The sequence below is a fragment of the Phyllobacterium zundukense genome (assembly GCF_002764115.1).
In the GTDB taxonomy this organism is placed as follows: Bacteria; Pseudomonadota; Alphaproteobacteria; order Rhizobiales; family Rhizobiaceae; genus Phyllobacterium; species Phyllobacterium zundukense.
This window is the reverse complement of sequence record NZ_CP017940.1, coordinates 3483347-3503259: the sequence shown is the minus strand read 5'-3', so window position 1 is coordinate 3503259 and position 19913 is coordinate 3483347. Positions and strand designations below refer to the sequence as shown.

Sequence of the window (19913 nt, the reverse complement as noted above, 5' to 3'; positions counted from 1 at the left end):
GGAACCGGTAGCCCTTGTGACGCGTTACCTCGCATATTCACAACCATTGGGGGGATTTAATTGCTTGAGACCTTTCATTACCTCAATTCGCTGCCCATTGTCCCGCATGTGATCGCGCTGGCTATCGCCTATATCCTGGCGTTTCCAATTGGCCTTGAGCGTGAGACTCAAGAGCGCAGTGCTGGCGTACGGACATTCCCGATCGTAGCGCTGGCAAGCTGCGGCTTCATTCAGGGTGCCGAGAGCCTGGTGTCAGATAGTCCTGAAGCCATGGCGCGTATCGTCGAAGGGTTGATCACCGGCGTTGGCTTCATTGGTGGCGGGGCCATCCTCCAATTGAAGGATTCCGTGCGGGGTACGGCGACAGCGGCAAGCATCTGGTCGACAGGCGCCATCGGCGTCGCCGTCGGTCTTGAGAGCTACGACGTTGCATTCATCATTTCGCTGTTCACCTTTCTGACGTTGCGGCTGATGCTGCCACTAAAGAAAGAGCCGAAAGAGGATTAGTGCGGAACCAAGTGCACTGTTCTGCATTTCTGGGTATGCGCGATCTCTCTTTTGAACATGTGATGATCCAATCTCCGGGCTCCGGCACGGTACTGAACGTCTCATCCGTAAAACAGGCATCCGAACTGCTGGCCCACTGCTGGACAAAACAGTGCGGGCCAAAACATGAGGCGGCCATGGAAATATGCGCAAATGCCTTGAAAGAGAAAGCATCGGCGGAAGAGGCACGGCTTGCTTTTGTGGAAGCCGCCAAGGAAATCGACGTTTACGTGGCGGAAAAAACGCAAACGACAGCTCCGCCAAGATCGGTCAGAAACAAGGTCAACGATGCAGCGTTCTCGGAAAATGAAGAACGTCCATTTCCCCGTGGTGAAAATTGAGACCGGAAAGCCCGGCGGGCCCCGGAACATCACGTCGGTAATGGAGGGCCGCAGAACGTAGCCGGTGGCATGGTCTTGCCCGCCAGGCGTGTCTTGAGGCGATGGAGGTGGGGTTCTCTGTTTCGTAATCGTACTCACCCAAAACGGTGAGAAAACCATTCAATGGCGGTATGAGATCATCTGGCGTGATGAAACCCAATTCACACTCTTCGCAATGGGCGTAGATGTCTTGATTAGAGAGATTGCGTTGCAGAATTAGCGATCCTTGGCGGCAACTTGGGCATTGTCCGACGTGGTAAAGCTCAGTCATTAATTGGGCCGCTGATCGTCATGCGCGATTCCCCCTGCAATCAAAGTGGGACCAGGAAATGTTCTGCTTTGCAATACCCCCAACCCTTCAAGGGACGTTAACCTTGAAGTGCAATGGTAGCGCATCGGGATTCACTCATCGAACGACAGGAGACCAACTTCAGCCCAAAGAGCAGCAACTGAATCGTGCCACTTGCTAGCGATTACGGCAACTTGGATGGTGTTTACATCAGGGAGGGTCTTAGGGCACGTCTATTGCTTCGCCCTTCAGAAAACGCATTTCCGTTGTCGCCTTTTTCGATCCCGCCTCTCATTCGATTGTAGATTTTCAGGCGCCAATCAAAATTGGCTATTGTCGGCATTTTCAACTGAACAATTGCATTCATCTACCCAACCAGAATTCAGACCCCGGTTGTCGGCGCGCTGCCAAGCCGCTCGAACCGCAGGTGGCGGCCTCAACCCATCCCTTTTGCGCGAACCGGTATCCCCGATGCGACAACTTTTGAGCCAGGATCAGGTACGTTTTTTTCTGCCAGTTTTGCGACGATCGCGTCGCGGATCGGACCGGCATGAATCGACGGTCCGATTATCACGCGGTCGATCAATTCGGGCAGTTCTATTCCGGTCAGATTATCGTCGGGGCTGTTTTTCAACGGCAGTTTGTAAACTGTCTGCGGAACGCTGTCGATGACAGCCTGGTGTTCGATAAACCGGGTCGAAGGCCAGAGCAGCGGATTGGTCAAGACGCGCCATTCGCGCTCGTGGTGGAGTCCGGGGTGTTTTGAACATGTCGCCGCAAACAACAGCATCAGAAATACCATCTCGGTCAACGCGAACTTGTTCACTTGCGACAGGAAATCCTTGTTGGCCAAGATGCGGTGAGTTACCACGTTAAACTCGTCCTCAAACTGCTGCCGCGTCCAGTATGTCACTGGACTGGGATAGGCCATCAAAGCATCCGTCATCTGCATGAATGGAGCTACATTCACAACGACGGCAACGCCGACGACACCTTTTTCAAAGGCGCGCCACAGGGACAGCCTGCCGGTTTCATTCTCATCCGGATCCTGTTCGGCAACCGACAACACATAGGACTGAGTACGCAAGTTCGGAAGCCATTGGCGATATTTTTTGAGGCCTTCTTGCCACACCCCGGGGATGCACGATTCAAGTGCGCTAACCAGCGATGCTGTGCTCTCCGGAATGTTGCTCCATTGATGAAGCTGCATGATACCATTTTCGATATCGCGATGGTCATTCATGCATCGTGTGTTGCGAAACCAGACCTCTTCCTTGTCCAGAATATGAAACAAGTTTTCTGCCGTCGTATAGTGAACGAAGCGGGAATATCCTTTGATGGCCAATCGCCTCTCAAAAGTGGTCGGCATGAAAATGCTGAGCAACTTGACGACAGCTGGATCCCAGTCTTCCATAACGTATCCCCTTAAATCTTGCTGGCACGCACGTTGCCCGGTTTTGCACGGATCAGCAATGTAGGCGCTTATGCTTTGGCGGCGGATATTACCGAATACGACAGCACTTGTGTGGCTTGATCTCGAGCATGAACAATAAATTCTAATAGTGAGACCCTTGCCAAAATCACGTTTTGGCCCCAAGCGAAAGTTCGTGCCTCGGCTGAATTCATGCCAGCGGCAGTCGTCCCTTCTGCCACTGCGGCAAAGGTATTCTTGTCGCGGATTGCGGCGAGTGCTAGCATCGAACCTAGCGGGATGTCCGGATAGCCGGACGGCGAAGTTGGCGGCAACCGCCGCTGTCACGGTAGCAAGGGCGCGCTATGCCAGTCGCCGCGGTGTCAAGCCGAATGCGCGCCGCACAGCCGACCTCGAAGCACTTGTCGTGTTGTCTCTGACTGGTCCTTCGGGCGAGGAGGTTGTCCATGTCTGCGCATTATCTGGACCATCCGTTACAGCCGGGCGATCTGGCTCCGAACATCGTGCTGGATGCGATCTCACGCGAGGGGAAGGTCGCACTTGATGAATTTCGCGGCCGCAGCCCGTTGTTGATAGGTTTGTTTCGAGGCCTGCTTTGCCCGTTCTGCCGACGCCATGTCGCGGCTATGGCACAGCTCATCCCGGCCCTGCGCGAGAAAGGCGTGGACTCTCTAGCGGTGGTAAACACCCCGGTCGAACGAGCGCGACACTATTTCCGCTATCATCCGATATCCGGTCTTCTTGCTGCATCCGACCCGGAGCGAGCTTCACACCGCGCCTTCGGCTTACCCATCCTTGAGTTCACGCAGAATGAGACCAGATGGCCTTACAAAGTCGGAATGGATGTGGTCATGACAATGCGGGTTGATCGGCCGGGGGAGTTGCCTGAACCGATGGATCCGGCGGCCGCGGGCGATCTTCTCAGCGAGAAGGATGGGTACGAGATCACAGAAGCCGATCAGCAGATGAGGATACCCGGACATATGCAGCTTGTCGGCCATTTCCTGCTCGATCGAGAAGGTGTGGTGCGCTGGAGCTTCACAGAAGTTGAAGGGGAAGGCCGGAATGTGTGCCGGGCGCTGAATCCCGAAGAATTGATGTCGGCAGCTTCCCAAGTCGCACATTGACGGCGAGAAACTCGGTCGATGACCATCACCCGCGTGATTCTGTGGATAAACCATCGTCGCGATGCTCAAGCTGGCGAATCTTGAAAGCGAGCAGTCGAGCCGGAAAACAGTGGAGATCCCAGAACCGAAAGGTCGGCGCTCTCAATTCGTTCGAATAAGTTGATCACCAATGGAATGCCTGCAATGAATCTCGCCCTTCGAACTCTGAGAACTGCCATTGTCGGGCTTTTTGTCCTCGGCGGAATCATTTTCGGATCAGCCGGGACGCTGAACTACTGGCGGGGCTGGGCTTTCATAATTGTCTTCACGATCTCGACAAATCTCATTGGTGTCTATCTCGCAATCAAAGATCCAGCGCTGCTGGAACGCCGCCTGAAAGCCGGGCCGGCTGCTGAAACACGCCCGGCGCAAAAGACATTGATAACAATCGCCCTTGCTGGTGCCATTGCTTTGCCGGTTGTTTCTGCACTTGATTATCGATTCGGATGGTCGCACGTACCATCCTTTGTCTCGGTGTTGGGAAACGCATTGGTGGCTTTGGGGCTCATGATCAATCTTCTGGTCTTCCGTGAGAACAGCTACGGCGCTTCGACGATCGAAAAGATGGAGGGCCAAAAAGTCATCTCAACCGGCCCCTACGCGTGGGTCAGGCACCCAATGTATGTCGGGGTGCTGATTCTGGTTGTTGGTGTGCCACTCGCATTGGGTTCCTACTGGGGACTATTGCTCATGCTGCTTGACGTGCCCGTTCTGATATTGCGCATCCTTGACGAAGAAACGATGCTGCGACACGAGCTGGAAGGCTATTCGGACTACACTGGGAAAGTCAGATACCGGCTTGTGCCTGGTCTATGGTGAGCGAGCGACTTGGTTTTCTTGCGTCCATCGGTCGCCGGTGGTTTTGCTATACAGCCAGCTGCCGTTCGCCCGCGTCAGATCGAACGGCTGCAATGGGTGGGAAAGCGAACCCCAGCTGCCGGTTGCTGCTGATCCGCTTCCGCCCAGGTTTCATTGCCCGGGATGTCTATAGGAACTCAGTAGGAGATGTCCGTTCAAGAATACTCCAGTCAAACTTGTGCGCCCAGTCGGCGAAACTGTGCCAGCGGATTTCCTGAAAATCCCTGTGCAAAGCGGCGATATCGACGTCGTAGCCGACGCCGTCGAACCATTCGAACATGAGTGCCGCATCCTCACTTTGCTGGCGAGCCGCGGCGAGCGGGATTTCCTGATAGTTGATCAGGCGGCCGATGGCTTGCGAGAGGATTTTCGCCTGCTTCTCGCCGGATAACTGATCCCCGGCGAAATCGAAACGCTTGCCGAACACGTGCTCGCGCCGCTCAACCAAGGCGGCAACGAAAGCCCCGATATCCGCCAAGGCTACCAGTTGAAGGACGCGTTTGGGAGGCATCGCGAAAGCATGCGTGCCTTGGCGCAGCGTATCGATCGACCACGGCGCGACGATATTCTCCATGAAGGCGACCGGCGCGCTGATTGTGTAGGGGATGCCGAGCCCGGCGACATGTTTCTCGACGAGATACTTGCTATCGAAATGCGGAATGCCGGTCTTCCTATTTGCATCGGCGACGGACGAGTAGATCAAATGTCCGACGCCGGCAGCCTTCGCAGCGTCGGCGGCGAGGATCCCCTGGCGGATTTCCTCCTCTACACCGGCCTCGTAGCTGTTGCCCATCAAAAACATGGTGTCGACGTCGCCTGCGACTCTTAGAATGGATGTCGCATCACCGAGATCGCCGGCCACGACGTCGGCGCCTGCGGACGCCAGGCGCCGAGCGGCTTCGCCGTCCGGCTTGCGGGTTAGTGCTTTGACGCGATGTCCTCTCGATAGCAGTGCGTGCACAACCGCTCCACCTTGCTGACCAGTAGCGCCGGTAACCAGAACGCTTCGTTTGGTAGTCATATGTCTGCTCCATTCGTTTCCAATGGAGCAAAGTTAGGACCTGTCACATTAAACCATAATGGTCTATAATTGGGAAACATCGTCCCAATAATGGATACAATGCTCGATCTTAACGATATTGTGGTGTTCGCTCGCGTCATCGAGGCCGGTAGTTTTACAGCCGCCGCGCGCCTGCTGGGCATGCCGAAGACCACGGTTAGCCGCCGCATTGCCGCGCTTGAACGTGAGGTCGGAGTCCGCTTGCTTCAGCGGACGACACGCAGCCTCAATGTGACGGATGCAGGACGTCTCTACTACGAGGAGAGCAGCCAGGCGCTGCGGACAATCGAAGATGCGAATCTACGGCTCGCGGAAGCGAGAGCAGAACCTTCGGGCACAATCCGGATATCGGCTCCAGTCGGCTTTGGCGGTTACTTTCTGTCCAGCGCGATTTTCGATTTTCTAGCGACGTATCCGAAAACCAAAGTCGAGTTGCGCCTGACCGACGACAAGCTCAATCTGGTCGAGAACGGTATAGACCTCGCATTCCGCACCGGGACCCTTCCAGACTCCACGCTGATTGCCCGCAAGCTCGGCTCTACCCATAGAGTTCTGTGCGCCAGCCCGAACTATCTCGCGCGTCATGGCGTGCCGGTAGTTCCGGCGGACCTCGCCGGCCATCACTGCGTCATCGCGGGCCCGTCGACAGCCCATGCGCACTGGGTGTTGGAAGGCTCGCATGGCCAGGAAACGGTAACGGTGTCTGGACGCTTCGCCGCCAACGAAATGCAGGCGGTAATTGCCGCTGCAATCGCTGGCTACGGCATCGCCCAATTACCCCACCGGGTCGCCGAGGCGTCTATCAAGGACAGGCGGTTGCGCCGCGTTCTTGACGATTACACGACACCGATCGGCGGCCTGTATGTCGTATACCCGAGCAGCCGACACCTTTCGCCCCTGGTCAAGGCATTCATCGAGCTTGCAGCTGAGTGGTGGAGCACCGCCGAGCCGAAATTGGGTTTTTGTGTGGAAACGGGCGGGCCAACGTAACGAGATAGGCCCTGGTGGATACTAACCTTCCTGATAAAGGTCGGCGAAAGCTATAACGTGAAAACGCAATATGCTGAAACATCGTGCACGTTCATTGTCGGGGGCGTGCCTATCAGCCTCCGCACGGCCAAGTCGGCGCGAAAGAGGCTCCTGGATAGCGGCCGTCTCTTTATTGTTCGCCCTCCTGGGCGTAACCATTGGCAGCACTCAGGATCAAGGATGCAAAACGTTCCTTTCCCTTTTGCCAATCGTCCCAGATCTCTGCGAGCACGGCGGAAGAAAAGTAACTGGCGCCGGGTTGCAGTTTCGAGAGCCTGTGCTCGATACGGGCGACAAAGCGTCCTTCGAGGCTTCGCTCCAGATCATTCTTTGTTCCGAAATGATAGAGCAATCCGCCCTTGGTCATCCCTGCCTGCTCTGCGACTGCATTCAAGGTCAAACCTGTAATTCCGTGCGCCAGAAGAACGTCTTCGGCAGCATCAAGAATTTGATTGATTGTAATCGCACTGCGTCTCGAATTGGTCACTGCTGAAGTGCCTCCGATCGATCGCGAGGCTGCATGGTTTCCGGCAGCATCAAACCGAAGCTTTGCGAACGGTGCGCATCACCATTTCATAGTGCGTATTTATATAGATCGGGAGTTCAGGCAGCTTTGTATTATCCGCGCTCAGGAGCATATCGATTGCGTAGGTCAAAGCCGGGCTGATCAAGATTTGGCTAATATGGTCCTCGGCCCAAATTTCAAAGACGCCTTCTCGTACACCCTTCTGGAGAATCCGATCAAACATCGTCAGCAGCGGTTTGACGAACTGATCAAAATGGGTCGATACGAGTGTTGGAAAACTCCGGCCATCGGCAATGAGGAAACGAAGAATTTCGCGCGAATGCGGATTGACGGTCATGTGCTCGTAGAGCGTATCGAGAAATAGTCTCACGAGCTCATTGCACGACCGGTGCTGGTGCTGCTCCAGGAATTGGTTTTCGTCGAAGACCGGTTGCGAGAGTTTTCCAACGACGTCCTGGAACAGTTCTTCCTTGTTCTGAAAATAGAGATAGATCGTGCCTTTGGTGACGCCTGCGCGCGCGGCCACATCTTCGATTCGTGTTGCGGTATAGCCGCGCTCAACGAATTCCTCAAAGGCAGCCTGAAGGATTTCTTGCGGGCGTTGCGCTTTGCGGAGGGCTCGCGGCCCGAGTTCGTTATCTACCACGACAGGCCCCCGCGCATGTTTGGTTCCGACCATTTTCCCATCCTTATGCCGTTCAATTCCTGTAATTTAAACATTGACTGAACGGATAGTCAATAATATACCGCATTCACTTTTCATGGGATCTCTCATCATGTGGTCTGAACCAACCCAATCGCCCGTTAAGTCGTCCGCTCGACACAATCGGGAATTGTTGACACGAATAAGCCTGCTCGCGCTGGTACTAGTAGCCGGTTGCCAGCCAGATAACGCTCCTCCTCGATCGCCGACTCCCGTGGAGGCGGTTAAGGTTGCATTCTCGGATTATCTACAGACCGTATCTGTGTCTGGGGAAATACGGGCCAGGATAGACAGCGACCTGTCATTCAGAGTGAGTGGCAAAGTGATCGAGCGGCTTGTGGATGTGGGCGATCATGTCGCGGCCGGCGATCTCCTGGCGCGAATCGACCCCAAACAGCAACAGGCCGACCTTGCAGCGGCCAAAGCGGCTGTGCGTTCGGCGGAAGCGCAGGTTCGACAGGCATCGTCGGCGTTCGATCGGCAGAAGGCGCTTCTTGCACAGGGCTTTACCACTCGTAGCGCCTACGACAGCGCAGAAGAAGCACAACGAACCGCGCAAGGGTCGCTCGACGCGGCAAGGGCCCAGCTTGATACCGCCCACGATACGCTCTCCTACTCGGAGCTCAGGGCGGATGCTTCAGGCATTGTTACCGCTCGCCACATTGAAGTTGGGCAGGTAATGCAGGTCGCGTCCACCGCCTTCACGGTTGCCGTGGACGGACCGCGGGATGCCGTTTTCAATGTCTTTGAGGGGTCGGTGACAGGCAATCTGGGCGATCGCCGGGTCCAGCTTGCTCTGCTCGAAGACCCATTGATCACCAGCGAGGGAGTGATCAGGGAAGTTTCCCCTACGGTGGACGATGCTTCCGGTACGGTGCGGGTAAAAGTCTCTGTCCAAGACCCGCGTCCCAAAATGGCGCTGGGTTCGGTCGTGGTGGGAACGGCCAAGCTCCCTACGGTCAGCGCGGCGATCCTTCCTTCCTCGGTGCTGGCTTCCGACAACGGCAAGCCGGCGGTGTGGGTCATCGATCCGCAAACCCGCGCCGTCAGCCTGCGTGAGGTCGATGTGGCAGCATATGAGTCGATGAATGTGGTTATCGGGAGTGGTCTGAAGGCCGGTGAGCAAGTCGTGACCTCCGGAGGAAACCGGCTTCGGCCTTCGCAGATTGTTGCGGTTAAGAGCGAGGTTCAACCATGAGACGCTTTCTCGTCTATGGTGCGAGCGTTGCTCTTGCGGCATGCGTTCTCGCCTCATGCCAGCAAGAACAGGATGCTGCGGAGCCGAACATCGTGCGACCGGTATTGTCCACGGTCGTGAAGATTCAGCCGGTGCAAATTCGGGGGTTTGCTGGAAAAGTCGAAGCCCGTTTTGAAACCCAGCTCGGCTTTCGAACACTAGGTCGCATCGTTCGCCGCGAGGTTTCAGTTGGTGATCAGGTCTCCAATGGCCAGGAGTTGGCAGCGATCGATCCGCTCGCCCTCGAGTTGGCGGTGCAGTTAGCGGAAGCTAGCTTGTCGTCGGCGAGGGCACAACTTACCAATGCAGCCACAACGGAAGATCGCCAAAGAGCACTTCTGAGCCGGAACTCGGCGACCGAAGCAACGTTCGATCAAGCGCAACAGGCTCACGAAGCCGCCGTCGCTGCCGTTGTTCAGGCCGAAGCGAATCTGACGAAGGTGAAGGAAGACCTTGGCTACGCTATTTTGCGCTCCGATTTTGACGGCGTTGTCACATCCCTCCAGGCGGAAGTTGGACAGACAGTCACCGCGGGCCAGCTGGTCGCCGTTGTCGCGCGGCCGGATGTTCGGGAAGCAGTCGTCGATATCCCCGAAGCCATTGCGGGAACTATCAAGGTAGGCAGCAAATTCCAGGTCAACTTGCAGATTGATCCGTCAATTCGCGCTACCGGCACCGTGCGGCAGATCGCGCCGCAGGCCGACGAGGCAACGCGTACGCGCCGCACGCGCATTACGCTCGAGCAACCGCCGGAAGGATTCAGGTTGGGTACGACAATTACAGCATATCTCGCCACTGCGGCAGATTCACGAATACACATTCCGACCACGGCAATTCTGGACAAGGACGGCAAGGCCCTTGTCTGGCTCGTCGATGGAAAGCTTGGGACGGTCTCGACCAGAGAGGTCAAGCTGGACGGCCGTACCGACGCAGAGGCCATGGTGGTCGAAGGGCTGGTCGATGGCGACCGAATTGCGACCGCTGGCGTTCACAGCCTGAGCGAGGGTCAGAAAATCAAGATGACAGACGGGAAGTCACTATGAAGAAGTTCAATCTTTCCGAGTGGGCACTCGAACACCGCTCTCTCGTCTGGTATTTCATGATCATATTCACAATTGCCGGGATTCTTTCATACATCAATCTCGGGCGTGAAGAAGACCCCAACTTTACCATCAAGACTATGGTGATCTCGGCGCAATGGCCGGGAGCTTCAATCGACGATACGACAACCCAGGTCACCGAGCGGATCGAAAAAAAGCTCGAGGAACTCGATACCCTCGACTACACGCGCAGCGTCAGTTCGCCGGGCTCAACAACGGTTTTCCTGAATCTCAAGGATACCGTGCGCGGAGAGGCGGTGACCCAGACCTGGATCCGTGTGCGCAACTTGATCGGCGATATTTCCGGAGAGTTTCCGCAGGGCGTTGTCGGTCCCTTCTTCAACGATGAGTTCGGTGATGTCTTCGGAAACATTTACGGGTTCACCGCCGATGGTCTGAGCCGTAGGCAATTGCGCGATTATGTTGAAGATGTGCGACGGAAGATTTTGACCGTCCCCGATGTCGGCAAGGTCGAACTGGTTGGGGCACAGGACGAGGTCATTTATCTCGAATTTTCGACCAAGCAGATCGCCGCACTCGGCCTCGACCAGCAGGCCATCATCAGCACGCTGCAGGCACAAAATGCAATCACCCCGTCCGGCGTCGTGGAGACCGGCCCAGAGCGGGTAATGATACGTGTCAACGGCCAGTTTACCTCGGAAAAAAGCCTTGAGGCGATCAATCTGCGGGTCAACGATCGTTTCTTTAGGCTGAGCGACGTCGCCAAAGTAACCCGCGGTTATGTTGATCCGCCGACGAGCCTATTTCGCGTGAATGGCAAGGAGGCTATCGGCCTTGCAATCGGCATGAAGCAGAACGGCAATCTGCTTGAATTCGGCGAACATCTCAAAGCACAAATGAAGCAGATTACCGCTGACCTTCCGGTCGGCGTTGGGGTCCATCTGGTCTCCGATCAGCCGCAGATCGTGGAAGAGGCAGTGTCCGGTTTCACACGGGCCCTCTTTGAAGCCGTGGCCATCGTGCTGGCCGTCAGTTTCGTCAGCCTCGGCATGCGTGCGGGCTTTGTCGTCGCACTGGCTATTCCACTTGTTCTCGCCATCACCTTCATGGTGATGGAATATATGGGCATCTCTCTCCAGCGGATATCGCTCGGAGCGCTGATCATCGCCCTTGGTTTGCTTGTCGATGACGCCATGATTGCTGTTGAAATGATGGTGGCTCGGCTGGAGGCGGGAGACTCTTTACGAAAAGCCGCCACCTATGTCTATACATCCACCGCCTTTCCCATGCTGACGGGAACGCTCGTGACGGTTTCGGGCTTTATTCCTGTCGGCCTCAACAGCAGTTCCGCTGGTGAATTTACCTACACACTGTTCGTGGTTATCGCCGTCTCCCTCATTGTATCCTGGGTTGTCGCCGTGATCTTTACGCCGTTGCTCGGCGTAACACTTCTGCCCAAGACGATGAAGAACAAGCATGCCAATCCGGGCTGGTTTGCCCGGTTGTTTCAACGCATTCTCTTGCTTTGCATGCGGTTTCGTTGGGCGACAATTGCCGTGACAGTCGCCATTTTTGCCGTTTCACTCTACGGCATGGGCCATGTGCAGCAGCAGTTTTTCCCCAGTTCCGACCGGCATGAACTGATCGTTGACTGGAACCTGCCGCAGAACGCCTCGATCGTTCAAACCAAGGCGCAAATGGATAAGTTCGAGGCGGAACAATTGGCGGGAAATCCCGATATCGAGCACTGGAGTTCGTATGTCGGACAGGGTGCCATCCGATTCGTACTGTCCTTTGATGTTCAGCCTGCCAATCCATTCTTTGGCCAGACGATCATTGTAACCAAGAGTTTGGAAGCACGTGACCAGTTGCGGGATAAATTCCAGCAATGGCTCAAGGACCAGTTTCCCGGCACCGATGCCTTTGTACATCTCCTTGATATCGGTCCGCCGGTCGGACGACCCGTTCAGTACCGCGTCAGCGGCCCGGACCTTCAGCAAGTACGTAATTTCTCGCAACAGATGGCGAACCTCCTTGCCGAGAACCCGTCGATCGGCGACATCACGTTTGACTGGAACGAACCGTCGCGCGTTATCAAGGTGGATGTGTTGCAAGACAAGGCTCGGCAGCTCGGCATTACGTCCGAGAGCATTGCCTCGGCATTGAATGCGGTCGTTGGAGGCACCACGGTCACACAGGTCAGGGATTCTATCTATCTGGTTGACGTTGTGGCGCGTGCCCGCGCCGATGAACGGGGATCGATTGACCAGCTTCGCAATATCGAATTGCCGACCAGCAATGGCCAATCGGTACCCGCCGCTGCCGTTGCCAACTTCCACTATGAGCTGGAGCAGCCTGTCGTGTGGCGTCGCGCCCGCCAGCCCACAGTCACCGTGAAAGCAAGTATACCCGGTGCACTTCAGCCTGCGACGGTTGTTTCGCAATTGGCTCCAAAAGTGAAGGAGTTTACCGAGAAGCTTCCGGCTGGCTATGGTGTCGTTGTTGGTGGCGCTGTCGAACAAAGCAGCAAGTCTCAAGCCCCGATTGCCGCAGTTGCCCCCCTGATGCTGTTTGCAATGGTCACGCTTCTGATGATCCAGCTGCAAAGCTTCCAGCGACTGTTCCTTGTCTTCGCTGTTGCGCCGCTGGCCATCATCGGTGTGGTTGCGGCGCTGCTGCCAAGTGGCGCACCTCTCGGTTTCGTCGCACTGCTCGGCATTCTGGCGCTGATCGGCATCCTGATCCGAAACTCGGTCATTCTCGTTGTTCAAATCGAGGAATTGCGACGAGAGGGCAAAGACCCCTGGAGTGCCGTCGTCGAAGCAACCGAACACCGGATGCGGCCGATCATGCTGACGGCTGCCGCGGCCAGCCTTGCTCTCATTCCAATAGCCCGCGAAATCTTCTGGGGACCGATGGCATATGCGATGATGGGCGGCATTATCGTCGGAACAGTACTGACGCTTCTTTTCCTGCCAGCGCTTTACATCGCCTGGTTCCGGATCAAGGCGCCGGGAACGAGTTCGCCTGCCGGCCATTCGGAGGTGGTAGCAGACAGTCCGATCGCGAGCGAGAGCCTATGAAGGTGGGCAAACCGTCGAAACCTGTGAGATATACCGCCATCGCGCTGTCTTTCATGCTCTCGGCTTGTGCAACGCATCCTGGAAACGTGCTTGCGCCGGTCGCAGGGACTGCGCCGGATGCGAGTAGGGTGGACATGCTCGTCGCGACGACACGGGAACCGGTAACCGATCCGGGCGAACTCTTCTCCGGCGAGCGCGGAAAAGCAATTTCGCTGACAAATATCGTCGTCTCGGTACCACCCGACAAGAAGCGGAAAATCGGAGAGATCCAGTGGCCCGCCCGGCTCCCAGGTGATCCCGCGAGGGACTTTGTGACGCTCAAAACGGAAAAACTCGGCTCTGAAAGTCAGGTCCTCGATTGGCTAAAACACAACCAGGGACGAAAGAAGCGCGTCCTTGTTTTCGTACACGGCTTCAACAATTCCTATTCCGACGCAGTTTATCGTTTCGCGCAGATTGCGCATGATGCCGGGACGGATGCCGCGCCCGTCCTGTTCACCTGGCCGTCGCGAGCGAGCGTGTTCGATTATGTCTATGACAAGGAGAGCACGAACTTTTCCCGTTTTGCACTGGAAGAGCTACTTCGTCAGGCGGCGAAAAGTCCCGATGTAACCGAGGTCACGGTTCTCGCCCATTCGATGGGAAGCTGGCTTGCAGTGGAAGCGCTGCGTGGCATGGCCATGCGAGACAATGGCATCTCACCAAAGATCAGGAACGTCGTCCTCGCATGGCCGGATATCGATGTCGATGTGTTCCGGCGCCAGCTCATCGAAATGGGCCCTAAGCGCCCGCAATTTACAATCTTCGCCTCAAGGGGCGATCGAGCGCTCGCCGTTTCCAAATGGATTTCAGGTGATGTTGACCGTGTCGGTTCTGCCGATGTGCGGCCTTACGCATCCCAACTCAAGGCCCTCGGCATCACCGTCATTGATACAACAGACGTCAAGGCGGGCGATCCGCTCGCTCACAACACCTTCGCCGAAAGTCCGGAAATGGTGCAGCTTCTCGGTAAGCGCCTGTCCGGGCAGTCGCTCGATACAGGCGAAGTCACACTTGCCGACCGGGTCGGGATAACCGCACTGGGAACAATGCGGGTGGTGGGCTCAACTGCGGGTGCGGCAGCGACGGCGCCAGCCGCCATAGTCAGTCCTGCTGCGCGTCGCGAGTTTACTCGGCAGTTTCAGCAGGTCGGCACTTCACTTTCCCAATCGTTGAGCGGGCAAATAGCATACTAGGGTATAAGGCCATCGTGGGACACCGCTTGCGAATTGGCGTGGCTCGGCGAAGAGCTAACGCCTCACGTTCTACGCGCCAATTCAAAATCCCTGCTCAGAACGGTCGCCGTCTGATGGTTCTTGGATAGGTCGCGATGATCGTAGATTGCTCAGCGCGGTCACACAGACGATCGTTCGCGCCACCAATCCTGTGCTTGCAGTTTCCAGTAGGTGAGTTGCGCAGCGGTCAAGCCGCCAATGCCTCCAGCCCACACAAGACCAAACGGCTTGAATAATTCATAGCGATCGGACTCGCCCAGGATTGCCTCAGCGATCACCTTGCCGCCAATCGCTGTCGTGTTCAGTCCATGACCCCCAAATGCCGTGCAGTACCACACATCCGGGTGCAGTTGCCCGATCTGGGGCATGAGATGTCGTGCATATGACATCAGCCCTGACCAGGAAGTTTCGATTTTCAAGTCAGCGAGTTGCGGATAGGTGCGCGCCATTTCCCGGCGTAGTTCAGCGGCTAGGGCTGCAGATGACGCGGCCCTCGTGGTGATGCGCCCGCCCCAGAGCAGACGCTTGCCGCCCTCGACGACGCGATAATAATCCCCGGCTCGCCGATTATCGCCAACTGCGTCGGTCGTGGTGATGGCTTGGCGAATAAGATCCGGAGCTTCTTCTGTCATCATGACGTAGGTGGCGATAGGCAGAAAGCTGCGTTTCATTTTCGGAATTAGTCCCGTCGTATACCCTCCGCCTGCGACGACGACGCGCCGCGTTCTTATCTCTCCCCGAGCCGTCCGGACGATTTTCTCGGATCGACTGAAATCACATGATAAGGCCGGGCTGCCTTCAAATATTCTTCCGCCCAGTCGCTCGATTTCCCGCGCTACAGCGCGAAGATAATTGAGCGGATGTATGTGAAACGCCTGCGGATCGCGTAGCGCCTGAAAATAGCGTTTCGAGCGAAGGACATCCTGCACTTGGTCCCGGCTCATGTACTCGACAGAATAATCGAATTCGCGCTGGAGATAGTCAGCACGCGCGAGAAGAGTTTGGCTGTTCTCGTAACGAACTACGCGCATAATTCCGTGCGTGGGTGCTGCGGCGACAATGTCCAATTCACCGATTGTATCGCGCACAAATTTCATGCCTTCGATCGACAGGGCGTGCAGTTTGCGGGCGTGGTCAGCGCCCACGGCACGCTCGATCGCATCGGCGTCCTTGGCATAACCCGGACTGACAAAACCGCCATTGCGTCCGGAAGCGCCCCAGCCGATGCGTTCGGCTTCCAGTATAACGACTGCCTGGCCCGCGCGTAGCAATTGCAGAGCTGTCGTTATGCCTGCGAGGCCACCTCCGATGACGCAGGTGTCGCATTCCGCAATATCTGACAATACTGGAAAGGCGCAATTGTCGTCGATGGTTCGCCGGTAGAAAGTATCGATATAGCTCATTCGCGCTCGCTTATGGGTTGCCGTGAGGCGGGTGATCGCTGATAGGGGCGAAGCGATTGAAAACGCTGTGCCACATATATCTCCTGATGCTTCGACTATCTCCTGATGCTTCGACCGATCAGTGACGTAGGATTTTGCTCAGGAAGGCGCGGCTTCGATGAGTTTTAGGGTCGGAGAAAAACTCTTCGGGTGTCCCGGTTTCAACAACCGCGCCTTCATCCATGAATACGACCCGCTGTGCAACTTTACGGGCAAAACCCATCTCATGTGTCACCACCATCATGGTCATGCCTTCTTCGGCCACTCCTACCATCACGTCGAGTACCTCGCTGATCATCTCAGGATCGAGTGCCGAAGTGGGCTCGTCGAACAGCATGATTTTTGGGCGCATGCAGAGGCAGCGGGCAATGGCGACCCGCTGCTGCTGACCGCCGGAAAGTTCGGCAGGATAGGCATTGAATTTCTCGGCCAGTCCGACTTTCGCCAGCATTTCGCGTCCTGCAGATTCGGCTTCAGGGCGTGGAATTTTCCGAACATGGATCGGCGCGAGCGTGACGTTTTCGAGCGCTGTCTTATGCGGGTAGAGATTGAAGGACTGGAAAACGAAGCCAATCTCCGTGCGCAATTCGGTCATGTTGGTGGCGCGATCACCCAAACGCTGTCCATCGACCACAAGACTGCCGTCCTTGATCGTCTCAAGACCATTGATGCAGCGGATGAGGGTGCTCTTACCCGAACCGCTCGGCCCGCATACGACAACGACCTCACGCGGCTCGACGCTGAGCGTAATGTCCTTGAGAACGTGGAGCGCTCCGAACCATTTGTTGACGCCGCGAAATTCGATCATATCAGGCTGCCTTCATTGGTGGAGTTCGAATACTTCACAGTTGCACCTCGCCGTGGGCAGCATTCATGCGTCTCTCCAGCCGGCGGGCGAGCAGGATGAGCGGATAGCACACGGCGAAATAGCCGATGCCGACAATGGCGAACACGAGCAGCCCGTTGGGTACGCGCTGAACCACGAGCCAGCCGACACGGGTAAGGTCCGTCAGGCCAATAGCGGAGACGACGGACGAATCCTTGATGAGGAGAACGTATTGCCCAACGAGCGGCGGCAGGGAAACCCGCATCGCTTGCGGCAATACCACCTGCCGCATCCGTTGCCACTGTGACAGGCCGGACGCGAGCGCCGCCTCGACCTGACCCGTCGGCACGGAACGGATGCCGGCGGCAACGATTTCGCAAATGAAGCAGGCGGCGAGATTGGTCAGCGCGATGATGCCAGCCGTGAATGCGTCAAGTTCCACACCTAATTCCGGCAGGATAAAGAAGATAAGAAATATCTGGACGAGGAACGGTGTTCCCCGGATGAGATCGATCCAGACCCCGATGACCCTACTGATCAACCGGTTGCGGCTCGTTCTTAAGACGCCGAGTGTGAACCCGATCAAGGTACCGAGCACAAGGCTTATCCCGGACAGGGCAACAGTCATGCCAAGACCGCGCAATGCCAGAGGGTAGCTGCCGATCAGGCTTTGGAGCTGGAACCAGATCATGTGCGGCTCCCGATCGGTCGCACGCCGAGCCAGCTTGCCGACAGAACCGCCAGTAACTTCAATCCGTAATAGAGCACGAGATAGCACGCGGCAGTCGTAATGAAACCCTCAGCGGGCATGAAGCGGTCGGAGGCAAGAAGCTGACCGGCTCGTGTCAGTTCCGAAACGGAAATCAGTGAGAGCAATGCGGAGTCCTTCACCAGAACGATGGCCTGGCCGAGGAGGGGTGGAATGGTTACCCGGATGGCCTGCGGCAAGATCACAAGACGCATACGCTGGGCATAGGTCATACCTGAAGCCACGCCAGCCTCTACCTGTCCGCGCGAGATCGACAGGATGCCGGCACGGATGATCTCGGCAATGTAGGCGCCGCTGTTCAGGGACAGTGCCAGAATGCCGACGAAGAGCTCCGGCAACACCACGCCCAGTCGGGGCAGGCCGAAATAGAGAAAGTAAAGCTGTGCCAGCAGCGGCGTCGCACGGATCGCGTCGATATACATCTTGGCGGGAAGCTTCAGCACCTGTGAGCGCTGCAAGTTCATCGCACACAGGATGATGCCAACAGCAAGAGCACCTGCAAACGAAACGATGGAGAGCCAAAGCGTCGCGACGAATCCCTCCCCGAACAAGGGCAGGTATTCGACGATGGTGCGAAAGCTGAAGTTTTCAAGCATGCCGGGACGATCCCTCAGGCGGCGAAACGAGCGCAGTCACAAAGCGGTCGGATGGCTTACATGGGACCTGACAGGCCCCATGTAAAACCGTCCGCAACCACAATTGGCTAGTGGTCTTTCTTCCAGTCTTCAGAATTGACCCAGTAATCCAGGTTCTTCTGCAGACGGCCATCGAGGGCGACCTGATCGAGGAAGAGGTTCATCCAGACAAGGAGATCCTGCTCGTCGTAGCGCGTGGCGAAAGCGAGGGGTTCTTTCGATAGAGTTTCCGGCATGATCGTGAAGCTTCCGGCTGGATAGGCAGCCTGCTGACCCTTGACCGCCGACACATCGTTCACGCCGCAATCGGCCTGGCCGTTATTAATCGCATCAAGCAGGAGCGGACCGCCACCCTTGTAGCTTTTGATATCGGCATCCGGAAAAGTCGCCTTTGCCACTTTCTCACCCGTCGCGCCGAGGAGCACGGCGATCTTCGTGCCTTTCGCCTTGCATGCTTCCATTGTCCCGAACTTGCTGTCTGCCTTGGCGAAGACAGTGCTGCCCGTGTACATGAAAGGCTTGGTGAAGGCGACTTTCATCGCTCGTGCCAGTGTCGGGGTCATGTCCGCAACCAGCAGATCGGCCTTGCCGGAAAGAAGCGCCGGGATCAAGCCGTCCCAATCGTAATCCTGGAACGTGATTTTTACGCCCATTTCTTTCGCCATCAGTTCGGCAAGCTCGACCGAGCTGCCGGTGCGCTTGCCAGCCTGATCGACCATGGAAAAGGGAGGCCCTTGTGTCTGAACAGCGACCCGAAGTTCTCCGCGCTTGGTAATGTCGTCGAGAGTTCCGGCGTTTGCGAGGCTGGCGGTGGTCAGCAGCGCAAGTCCTGCTATAAATAGTTTGGCGATCTTCATTGGTATTCCTCCGTGTTATATTTATTATGTTCCCACCCTATTTGGGCTATTTGCTTCTGACGTCCGCAATCGTCCTCACCAGGAAACGTCGCAATAGTATTTTTTATATCAAGAATTACGATGTGCGTTTTGATCACCTAGTTTCAAGACGACACTTCGCGCGAGGACGCTTCTATGCCGCTCGACCAACAGCCCTTGGGCAGGCTCACCCATTTGTTGCACGCAGCCATGACAACGAACGTTTCGGTGCGCGTGATCTCTCCCGGCTCACCCACTCCCGGAATTAGTTCGCTGGTGACGCGATAGAGGTCAGCGACATCGCCAGCCACGACGACATCGACGATGATGTCGAAACGGCCGGTTACAACACAGGCCGAGTTGACGAACGGGAGCTCGGCTATCCGCAGCGCGATCTCGCGGGCGCGGCCATGCCCCCGGGCATTGATACCGACGATCGCAGAGATCAATTCGGGTCGCTCAGACAGATTTAGCAATCCGACAATTTTGATAAGGTTCTTGCTCAGGAGATTACGAAGACGCGAGCGCACGGTTGGCACTGATATCGCCATCTTTTCAGCAAGACGATTCACACCGAGCTGCGCATCTCGCGACAGCAGTTCGACCAACTTGCGATCCGTTTGATCCAAATGCTCTCGCAAGCGCCACACTTTCATAAATTGAAAAAATTGGAAGGATGTATTTCTATTATTGGAAGTATATATACTAAATTTTTTCCAATG

General features: G+C 56.2%; 19 protein-coding genes. 9 read left to right on the top strand and 10 right to left on the bottom strand.

Going from position 1 to position 19913, the window contains the following annotated elements:
- The first annotated feature begins 60 nt into the window (after positions 1-60).
- Both BLM14_RS17520 and BLM14_RS17515 read left to right on the top strand, forming a co-directional pair.
- Positions 61-507 (top strand): MgtC/SapB family protein, encoded by a 447-nt coding sequence (locus BLM14_RS17520; RefSeq protein WP_100000562.1) that lies wholly within the window; start codon positions 61-63, stop codon positions 505-507.
- A gap of 35 nt (positions 508-542) precedes the next feature.
- Entirely contained in the window at positions 543-887 is a 345-nt protein-coding gene (locus BLM14_RS17515) for a DUF982 domain-containing protein (protein ID WP_100000561.1), read from the top strand.
- Between the two features lie 764 nt (positions 888-1651).
- Here the strand turns inward: BLM14_RS17515 and BLM14_RS17505 are convergent.
- Complete coding sequence (locus BLM14_RS17505) at positions 1652-2812, bottom strand: DUF2971 domain-containing protein (protein WP_162293169.1); 1161 nt, start codon at positions 2810-2812, stop codon at positions 1652-1654.
- Between the two features lie 281 nt (positions 2813-3093).
- Here BLM14_RS17505 and BLM14_RS17500 point away from each other — a divergent pair, with 281 nt between their 5' ends.
- Both BLM14_RS17500 and BLM14_RS17495 read left to right on the top strand, forming a co-directional pair.
- Entirely contained in the window at positions 3094-3774 is a 681-nt protein-coding gene (locus BLM14_RS17500; protein WP_100000559.1) for a redoxin family protein, read from the top strand.
- A gap of 183 nt (positions 3775-3957) precedes the next feature.
- Complete coding sequence (locus BLM14_RS17495; protein WP_100000558.1) at positions 3958-4632, top strand: methyltransferase family protein; 675 nt, start codon at positions 3958-3960, stop codon at positions 4630-4632.
- Between the two features lie 166 nt (positions 4633-4798).
- Here BLM14_RS17495 and BLM14_RS17490 read toward each other — a convergent pair whose 3' ends face one another.
- On the bottom strand, positions 4799-5692 hold the full coding sequence (locus BLM14_RS17490) for an NmrA/HSCARG family protein (protein ID WP_100000557.1): 894 nt from the start codon (positions 5690-5692) through the stop codon (positions 4799-4801).
- 99 nt (positions 5693-5791) lie between these two features.
- Between BLM14_RS17490 and BLM14_RS17485 the strand changes: the two genes are divergently transcribed.
- Complete coding sequence (locus BLM14_RS17485; RefSeq protein ID WP_100001455.1) at positions 5792-6721, top strand: LysR family transcriptional regulator; 930 nt, start codon at positions 5792-5794, stop codon at positions 6719-6721.
- 169 nt (positions 6722-6890) lie between these two features.
- Here BLM14_RS17485 and BLM14_RS17480 read toward each other — a convergent pair whose 3' ends face one another.
- Both BLM14_RS17480 and BLM14_RS17475 read right to left on the bottom strand, forming a co-directional pair.
- Complete coding sequence (locus BLM14_RS17480) at positions 6891-7247, bottom strand: TetR/AcrR family transcriptional regulator (protein WP_204251971.1); 357 nt, start codon at positions 7245-7247, stop codon at positions 6891-6893.
- A 49-nt stretch (positions 7248-7296) separates the two neighbouring features.
- Positions 7297-7965 (bottom strand): TetR/AcrR family transcriptional regulator, encoded by a 669-nt coding sequence (locus BLM14_RS17475; protein WP_100000555.1) that lies wholly within the window; start codon positions 7963-7965, stop codon positions 7297-7299.
- A gap of 154 nt (positions 7966-8119) precedes the next feature.
- Here BLM14_RS17475 and BLM14_RS17470 point away from each other — a divergent pair, with 154 nt between their 5' ends.
- From BLM14_RS17470 to BLM14_RS17455, 4 genes are read left to right on the top strand one after another with little or no spacing between them, the layout of a single operon-like run.
- Positions 8120-9187, top strand: a complete 1068-nt coding sequence (locus tag BLM14_RS17470; RefSeq protein ID WP_335672081.1) for an efflux RND transporter periplasmic adaptor subunit — start codon at positions 8120-8122, stop codon at positions 9185-9187.
- The gene (locus tag BLM14_RS17465) at positions 9184-10269 is read left to right on the top strand and encodes an efflux RND transporter periplasmic adaptor subunit (RefSeq protein ID WP_100000554.1); all 1086 of its coding nucleotides are present in this window, start codon (positions 9184-9186) and stop codon (positions 10267-10269) included. The genes BLM14_RS17470 and BLM14_RS17465 overlap by 4 nt, the downstream gene beginning before the upstream one ends.
- Positions 10266-13370 (top strand): efflux RND transporter permease subunit, encoded by a 3105-nt coding sequence (locus BLM14_RS17460; RefSeq protein ID WP_100000553.1) that lies wholly within the window; start codon positions 10266-10268, stop codon positions 13368-13370. Before BLM14_RS17465 ends, BLM14_RS17460 begins: the two co-directional genes overlap by 4 nt.
- Entirely contained in the window at positions 13367-14605 is a 1239-nt protein-coding gene (locus BLM14_RS17455) for an alpha/beta hydrolase (protein WP_237143396.1), read from the top strand. The genes BLM14_RS17460 and BLM14_RS17455 overlap by 4 nt, the downstream gene beginning before the upstream one ends.
- 158 nt (positions 14606-14763) lie before the next feature.
- Here the strand turns inward: BLM14_RS17455 and BLM14_RS17450 are convergent, their stop codons facing one another.
- The 6 genes from BLM14_RS17450 to BLM14_RS17425 form a co-directional block, all read right to left on the bottom strand.
- Entirely contained in the window at positions 14764-16047 is a 1284-nt protein-coding gene (locus tag BLM14_RS17450) for an NAD(P)/FAD-dependent oxidoreductase (RefSeq protein WP_100000552.1), read from the bottom strand.
- A gap of 118 nt (positions 16048-16165) precedes the next feature.
- Entirely contained in the window at positions 16166-16894 is a 729-nt protein-coding gene (locus tag BLM14_RS17445; RefSeq protein WP_100000551.1) for an amino acid ABC transporter ATP-binding protein, read from the bottom strand.
- A gap of 34 nt (positions 16895-16928) precedes the next feature.
- Entirely contained in the window at positions 16929-17603 is a 675-nt protein-coding gene (locus BLM14_RS17440; protein WP_100000550.1) for an amino acid ABC transporter permease, read from the bottom strand.
- Positions 17600-18277, bottom strand: a complete 678-nt coding sequence (locus BLM14_RS17435) for an amino acid ABC transporter permease (protein ID WP_100000549.1) — start codon at positions 18275-18277, stop codon at positions 17600-17602. Before BLM14_RS17435 ends, BLM14_RS17440 begins: the two co-directional genes overlap by 4 nt.
- A gap of 107 nt (positions 18278-18384) precedes the next feature.
- A complete protein-coding gene (locus BLM14_RS17430) occupies positions 18385-19173 on the bottom strand; it encodes an ABC transporter substrate-binding protein (protein WP_100000548.1) in 789 nt (262 codons plus the stop codon).
- A gap of 143 nt (positions 19174-19316) precedes the next feature.
- Positions 19317-19832 (bottom strand): Lrp/AsnC family transcriptional regulator, encoded by a 516-nt coding sequence (locus BLM14_RS17425; protein WP_100000547.1) that lies wholly within the window; start codon positions 19830-19832, stop codon positions 19317-19319.
- Between the last annotated feature and the right edge of the window lie 81 nt (positions 19833-19913).

What these genes read in the sequence shown, in the direction of transcription:
- BLM14_RS17460 (WP_100000553.1), top strand. Translation starts at nt 10,266, where the DNA reads ATGAAGAAGTTCAATCTTTCCGAGTGGGCACTCGAACACCGCTCTCTC.
- BLM14_RS17440 (WP_100000550.1), bottom strand. Translation starts at nt 17,603, where the DNA reads ATGATCTGGTTCCAGCTCCAAAGCCTGATCGGCAGCTACCCTCTGGCA.
- BLM14_RS17485 (WP_100001455.1), top strand. Translation starts at nt 5,792, where the DNA reads ATGCTCGATCTTAACGATATTGTGGTGTTCGCTCGCGTCATCGAGGCC.
- BLM14_RS17475 (WP_100000555.1), bottom strand. Translation starts at nt 7,965, where the DNA reads ATGGTCGGAACCAAACATGCGCGGGGGCCTGTCGTGGTAGATAACGAA.
- BLM14_RS17465 (WP_100000554.1), top strand. Translation starts at nt 9,184, where the DNA reads ATGAGACGCTTTCTCGTCTATGGTGCGAGCGTTGCTCTTGCGGCATGC.
- BLM14_RS17500 (WP_100000559.1), top strand. Translation starts at nt 3,094, where the DNA reads ATGTCTGCGCATTATCTGGACCATCCGTTACAGCCGGGCGATCTGGCT.
- BLM14_RS17455 (WP_237143396.1), top strand. Translation starts at nt 13,367, where the DNA reads ATGAAGGTGGGCAAACCGTCGAAACCTGTGAGATATACCGCCATCGCG.
- BLM14_RS17445 (WP_100000551.1), bottom strand. Translation starts at nt 16,894, where the DNA reads ATGATCGAATTTCGCGGCGTCAACAAATGGTTCGGAGCGCTCCACGTT.
- BLM14_RS17435 (WP_100000549.1), bottom strand. Translation starts at nt 18,277, where the DNA reads ATGCTTGAAAACTTCAGCTTTCGCACCATCGTCGAATACCTGCCCTTG.
- BLM14_RS17450 (WP_100000552.1), bottom strand. Translation starts at nt 16,047, where the DNA reads ATGAGCTATATCGATACTTTCTACCGGCGAACCATCGACGACAATTGC.
- BLM14_RS17495 (WP_100000558.1), top strand. Translation starts at nt 3,958, where the DNA reads ATGAATCTCGCCCTTCGAACTCTGAGAACTGCCATTGTCGGGCTTTTT.
- BLM14_RS17490 (WP_100000557.1), bottom strand. Translation starts at nt 5,692, where the DNA reads ATGACTACCAAACGAAGCGTTCTGGTTACCGGCGCTACTGGTCAGCAA.
- BLM14_RS17515 (WP_100000561.1), top strand. Translation starts at nt 543, where the DNA reads ATGCGCGATCTCTCTTTTGAACATGTGATGATCCAATCTCCGGGCTCC.
- BLM14_RS17430 (WP_100000548.1), bottom strand. Translation starts at nt 19,173, where the DNA reads ATGAAGATCGCCAAACTATTTATAGCAGGACTTGCGCTGCTGACCACC.